General features: G+C 44.7%; 10 protein-coding genes. 9 read left to right on the top strand and 1 reads right to left on the bottom strand.

Features of this window, described 5'->3' with window-relative positions; translation table 11 throughout:
- The 4 genes from ABUA09_RS17880 to ABUA09_RS17865 form a co-directional block, all read left to right on the top strand.
- The coding region (locus ABUA09_RS17880) for a helix-turn-helix domain-containing protein (RefSeq protein WP_308452174.1) at positions 1-140 on the top strand (140 nt) is incomplete at its 5' end.
- Positions 100-477, top strand: coding sequence for a TnpV protein (locus ABUA09_RS17875; RefSeq protein ID WP_007047426.1), 378 nt, complete (start codon positions 100-102; stop codon positions 475-477). The genes ABUA09_RS17880 and ABUA09_RS17875, both read left to right, overlap by 41 nt.
- A 51-nt stretch (positions 478-528) precedes the next feature.
- Positions 529-1131, top strand: a complete 603-nt coding sequence (locus ABUA09_RS17870) for a Type 1 glutamine amidotransferase-like domain-containing protein (RefSeq protein ID WP_007047425.1) — start codon at positions 529-531, stop codon at positions 1129-1131.
- A 54-nt stretch (positions 1132-1185) separates the two neighbouring features.
- Positions 1186-1704 (top strand): ClbS/DfsB family four-helix bundle protein, encoded by a 519-nt coding sequence (locus tag ABUA09_RS17865; protein ID WP_007047424.1) that lies wholly within the window; start codon positions 1186-1188, stop codon positions 1702-1704.
- A 98-nt stretch (positions 1705-1802) separates the two neighbouring features.
- On the opposite strand, the gene ABUA09_RS17860 is transcribed toward ABUA09_RS17865, so the two are convergent.
- Positions 1803-2609, bottom strand: a complete 807-nt coding sequence (locus ABUA09_RS17860) for a helix-turn-helix domain-containing protein (protein ID WP_007047423.1) — start codon at positions 2607-2609, stop codon at positions 1803-1805.
- Between the two features lie 483 nt (positions 2610-3092).
- On the opposite strand from ABUA09_RS17860, the gene ABUA09_RS17855 reads away from it, so the two are divergent.
- From ABUA09_RS17855 to mobQ, 5 genes are all read left to right on the top strand, one after another.
- Positions 3093-3281, top strand: coding sequence for a hypothetical protein (locus ABUA09_RS17855; RefSeq protein ID WP_349949606.1), 189 nt, complete (start codon positions 3093-3095; stop codon positions 3279-3281).
- The gene (locus tag ABUA09_RS17850; RefSeq protein WP_349949605.1) at positions 3278-3619 is read left to right on the top strand and encodes a replication initiator protein A; all 342 of its coding nucleotides are present in this window, start codon (positions 3278-3280) and stop codon (positions 3617-3619) included. The genes ABUA09_RS17855 and ABUA09_RS17850 overlap by 4 nt, the downstream gene beginning before the upstream one ends.
- Positions 3612-3908, top strand: coding sequence for a DUF3847 domain-containing protein (locus ABUA09_RS17845; protein WP_349949604.1), 297 nt, complete (start codon positions 3612-3614; stop codon positions 3906-3908). The genes ABUA09_RS17850 and ABUA09_RS17845 overlap by 8 nt, the downstream gene beginning before the upstream one ends.
- Before the next feature lie 317 nt (positions 3909-4225).
- A complete protein-coding gene (locus ABUA09_RS17840; RefSeq protein ID WP_002596507.1) occupies positions 4226-4447 on the top strand; it encodes a DUF4318 domain-containing protein in 222 nt (73 codons plus the stop codon).
- Positions 4448-4631: 184 nt separating this feature from the next.
- A partial coding sequence (gene mobQ, locus ABUA09_RS17835; protein WP_349949603.1) for a MobQ family relaxase occupies positions 4632-5123 on the top strand: 492 nt, incomplete at its 3' end.

Genomic DNA, 5123 nt, shown 5'->3' with positions numbered 1-5123 from the left:
TGGATACATTAGCCCGTATCTGCGAAACGCTGAATTGTGAGATTACCGATGTGATTGAGTTAGTACCAGACGAGCCTACTTCCACAGGAGGTAAGGAACATGAGCGAATTGAAACCAAGAATAACGGAAAATGGAATTGATTATATTCTTGTCGGAGATTACTACATCCCAGACTTGAAACTGCCGGAGGAACACCGCCCCATCGGAAAATATGGACGGATGCACCGGGAATATTTAAGAGAAGTCCATCCAGCCAGATTGAACACATTGATACTGACCGGAGAATTGTGGACATATCTTGCAGACCTGAACGAACAGGCACAGAAGCGGTTCGATACCATCATGGAGCAGATGAAAGCTGCCGAGGGTGTGACTGAGGAATTAAAGCGTACCTGTCAAATGGAATGGGTGCAGCGTTGCAATAACATTCGCAACCGGGCAGAAGAAATTATTTTGCATGAGATGATTTATTCATAACGATATGGTAGAATAATTATGATAAATCGAAATCTATAAAGGAGAATATTGATGAAACTATTTTTATGTTCGCACTTTTCAAGTGTAGGAAGTCTGATAAAGGAAGAAATTGAAAATAAGAAAGTCGCATTTATTCCAACAGCTTCGCTGCGTGAAGGCTACATCGGTTATGTCGGCTCGGCTCGAAAATTATTCAAAAAGTTGGGAGCAATCGTAACTGAAATTGATATTTCAACGGAGGCTTATTCAACGATACAGTCTGTTTTTGAAAATGCAGATGTGATATATTTTACCGGCGGAAATTCTTTTTTTCTTATGGACCAGCTCCGTAAGACGGGAGCTGATGGGCTGCTGAAAAAGGAATTGGCAAATGGAAAATTGATGATTGGCGAGTCGGCAGGCGCAATTATATGCGCTCCAAGCATCCAATATATCGAGCAAATGGATGAAAAGCCAGAGGACTACTCACAAGAAGATGATGCAGGGCTTGATTTGATTGATTTCTATGTTCTTCCGCATTATCTTACAGCACCATTTAAGAAAGTTACCGAGAAAATAATGACTGAGTTTTCGGATTTGAATCTATGCCCAATTAACAACCGTCAGGGAATTGTAATTGATGGTGAAGGTTCAAAGGTTATTTGCAAAGACTAATTTGAAAATTCCTGTTTTTGAAACCGGAAAATCGGAAGCTGAGGGGATAGACTATTGAGAACATATGAGAATAAAGACGAGCTTAAAAACGAGATAAATAAAAGCTTTGCAAAGTATATTTCAGAATTTAATGATATTCCTGAGCATTTAAAAGATAAGAGAGTTGATGAGATCGATCGAACTCCAGCTGAAAATCTTGCTTATCAGGTCGGCTGGACAACTCTTGTTATTAAATGGGAATCAGACGAAAGAAAGGGTATTCCTGTCAAAACTCCTTCGGATAATTTTAAGTGGAATCAGCTTGGCGAATTATATCAATGGTTCACAGATACATATGCCCAGCTGTCACTGCAAGAATTGAAAGACAGATTGAATGAGAATATCAACTCTATTTATGCAATGATTGATTCTCTGAGTGAGGAAGAATTATTTAAACCACATATGAGAAAATGGGCTGACGAAGCAACTAAAACAGCTGTCTGGGAAGTATACAAATTCATACATGTTAATACAGTTGCTCCGTTCGGAACCTTTAGAACCAAGATTAGAAAATGGAAAAAGATTGCACTATAACTTCCAGCTTGTCTTTCAGAAATTCTAACTGAATAATCACAGCACGAACCGCTGCTACATGGAATGAAGCCAACAAACCATGCAACAGCGGTTTTTCTTTACCATTTTTTCCTCTGGCTGATAGGCGTTCCCATTTTCTTTGATTTTTGGAGAATCCGAATCAGCCAGCGAAATTCTTCTTCCGATAAATTTTTGTAGTTGATACCGAGTTGCTTGCAGTAAAGCATTGCCAGTTTTTCCAAACGGCTGCCCTTGAAATTTTCGACGGCTTCCAGATTTTCTTTCAGTTCATCGGCAACGGTGGTCTGGGGCGCACTTTCACTGTCCTTTTTGTGGGATTCCCGAATATCCCGGATAATCAGGTTGAGGTCATCCAGAACCATGTGGCTGAAATATTCATCATCACTGATATGGGCAGCTTGCAGCACTTTCAAATGCGGGTCATCTTCGCCGGGGCGATACCGTTCAATGATTTCATGCCGGACGGTATCAACAAGTGCATTGAGGTTTTGAATCTGCATGGTGGCAATCCCGTCCACATAAATCTCAATGTCTGCAAGAAACTTGATAAAATCTTTATGTGTGGCAAGCTCACAGAGCAGACGGTTGTTAATCCGACCGCTTTTCAGAAGTGCAACCATCTCATCGTTCAAATGCAGCTCCGTCAATGGCGTGTTGATCTGCTCCTTGTTCTCTGTCCGGCACAGCAGATAATCAACGGAAACCCCATAGAAGTCTGCCAGCGTGATGAGGTTTCCATGATTGATTTCCTTAAAATCTTCTTTTTCATAACTGCCAAGGGCTGATTTAGAAATACCCGTCAGCTTTGAAAGTTCTTCCAGATTTAAGCCTTTGTCCTTGCGGAGTTCCCAAAGGCGTTCCTGTATGCTTGTTGCTCCTTTCATGGGTGCACGCTCCTTTCCGGCGGTTTCATTGTTGCCGTTTAACTGGATTATATCACACTTTCCGCAATCGTGGAAATTTCTGATTTTTACCCCTAATTCCTACTTTGTGGACATACGGCACAGGGCACAAAAATGTTCTATGATACAGGTAGTTCATCGATGGATTATTCCAATCGAATGACCAGCCTGTGTGGGATATGCTTCCCCGGCGATGTAGCGCCATGACTTTTGGAAGGGATATGGAGGAACCCTTACCAAAACGAGCATACCAAAGGGAGCGATACGCCGCTGTGAGATTCAGGGGAGGAACGACACCGGGGAGAACTGGCGAACTGACACCGAAATGATACCGAAACACGACAATCTGATAGGGGGACAGTCTACCCTATCGCTGATACTTCGGGAGATTTTAGGGGGCTCTATGGCTGTAATTTTGCCGAAAATCGCCCCGAAACCATACACTAAAACGGGAGGAAACACAATATGCCGAGAATGAGCAAAAAGAGGAAGCATGAGCTTTCCTTTTACCTCAATGACCGGGGGCGTGTCACTTACAACGAATTATGCCGGAGATGCCAGCATGGGTGCAAGCAGAGCTTCCGGGCGGTTGTGATTGACTGCCCCCGTTATTTATCCAAACGAGCAAAGAAAAAGGAGGGATACACTGAATGAATTTTGAATTTATGACCATAGACACACCGTTGCCGCCCTGTATGCCCTTTCCCAGAGCGTTGACAGGATTTCCAGTCAGCAGTACCGCAAAGGTTATGTACTGCCGGATGTTGGACGCTACGCTCACCAAAGGGCAGGAGGACGAGAACGGAATCCTGTTTGTCCGCTTCCCTGTCACAGCCATTGCCGCAGTCCTGTCCCGCAGTCCCATGACGGTCAAGCGTTCTCTGAATGAACTGGAAACTGCAGGACTTATCATGCGGGTGCGTCAGGGCGTTGGAGAACCAAACCGGATTTATGTGCTGATACCGGGAAAGGAGGACGCTGCCCTTGCCTGAGACCTCAAAGCTGGAAAAACTCAACCGGGAGCTGGAGAAAAGCGAAAAGAAACTGCGGAAAGCAATCAATGATGAAAAGGCATTGCAGCACCAGTTAAAGCAGCTTACCCGAAAGGAACGGACGCACCGGCTCTGTACTCGTGGCGGTATGCTGGAAAGTTTTCTGCAAGAGCCGGAACGCCTGACAGATGATGATGTCATGCTGCTGTTGAAACTCATTTTTCACAGGCAGGACACGCAGGAACTATTGAAAAAACTGCTGGAACGGGAGAAGCCGGAAACCCCTTAGTTTACTAAGGGCGCAATTATACACCACCCAGAGGTTGGTGCATTGCGTTCTCCGAAGGCTCCTCGCCGGAGGGCTGTGATTTTCCGCAGTCATGGTCTGCTCCAAATCATACAGGGGACGCTACGCTTCCCCTGCGCTGGCTACCACCAGCTACCCTTTTGTGGACTTGCCATCTGGGGACACCTTGCGTTGCAAGCTGTTCCCAGCCGACAAGTTTGAAGTTATAAGTGGATTTTTGCGAAGCTGTATGATACTATTATTTTATAACGCTTTGAAAATTCGTGGATTACTTAACAAATTAGAAGGAGGTATTTTATATGTTTAAAAAAGCTTTTTGGGTTCCTTATGAGGATAGTGCCAATTACCCAACTCTTGCAAAAACTATGGAAGCAATTTCAAAGTATTGTGAAGAAAATGGTAAGTCTTATACATTTATTAACGATGACGAAGTGGAGATAAATGGAAAAAGATATGAAATATATAGGGGCTACGAAAATGGTAGTAGGGGAAATTACGGCATAAAATGTAAAGAAAAATAAATCCAGTTTGTTATTCTACACACATCGGGTCAACTTGTCCCGAACTTTCACAACTAAATACCCGCCGCTTACACAGCGGCACACCGAGCAGGAAATCTGAAAAAGGTCTCCTGCTTTTTTTCTGCCCAAAATGAGGTGGTAAAACGCCACCCCATCCACCAAGCATAGAAAGGAGGGATACGAAATGCCCTGTCCACACAACGAAATCTCGATTGTTCAGCGTAGCCAACAGCAGTCTGCGGTTGCCGCCGCTGCCTACCAGAGCGGCGAAAAGCTGTTCTGTGAATACGACCAAGAAGTGAAGCACTACCCAGAAAAGCGAGGTATCGTCCACAATGAAATCCTGCTCCCGGCAAATGCCCCACAGAAATATGCAGACCGCAATACCCTATGGAACGCCGCCGAAGCGGTGGAGAAGCAATGGAACTCCCAGCTTGCAAGGCGGTGGGTGCTTACCATCCCCAGAGAGATACCGCCTGACCAGTACGCTGTCCTTGTACGGGAGTTTTGTGAGCAGCAGTTTGTTTCCAAAGGCATGATTGCTGATTTTGCCATCCATGACCCCCATCCGCCGGGACACAATCCCCACGCCCATATCATGCTCACTATGAGGGCAATGGACGAACATGGAAAATGGCTTCCCAAGAGCCGCAAGGTTTATGACCTTGACGAAAAC

It is taken from the genome of Intestinimonas sp. RTP31139st1_F5_RTP31139_211217 (assembly GCF_040226735.1).
In the GTDB taxonomy this organism is placed as follows: domain Bacteria; phylum Bacillota; class Clostridia; order Oscillospirales; family Oscillospiraceae; genus Intestinimonas; species Intestinimonas butyriciproducens.
Note: the sequence above shows the minus strand (reverse complement) of the source record. Positions and strands in the feature narration are given on the sequence as shown.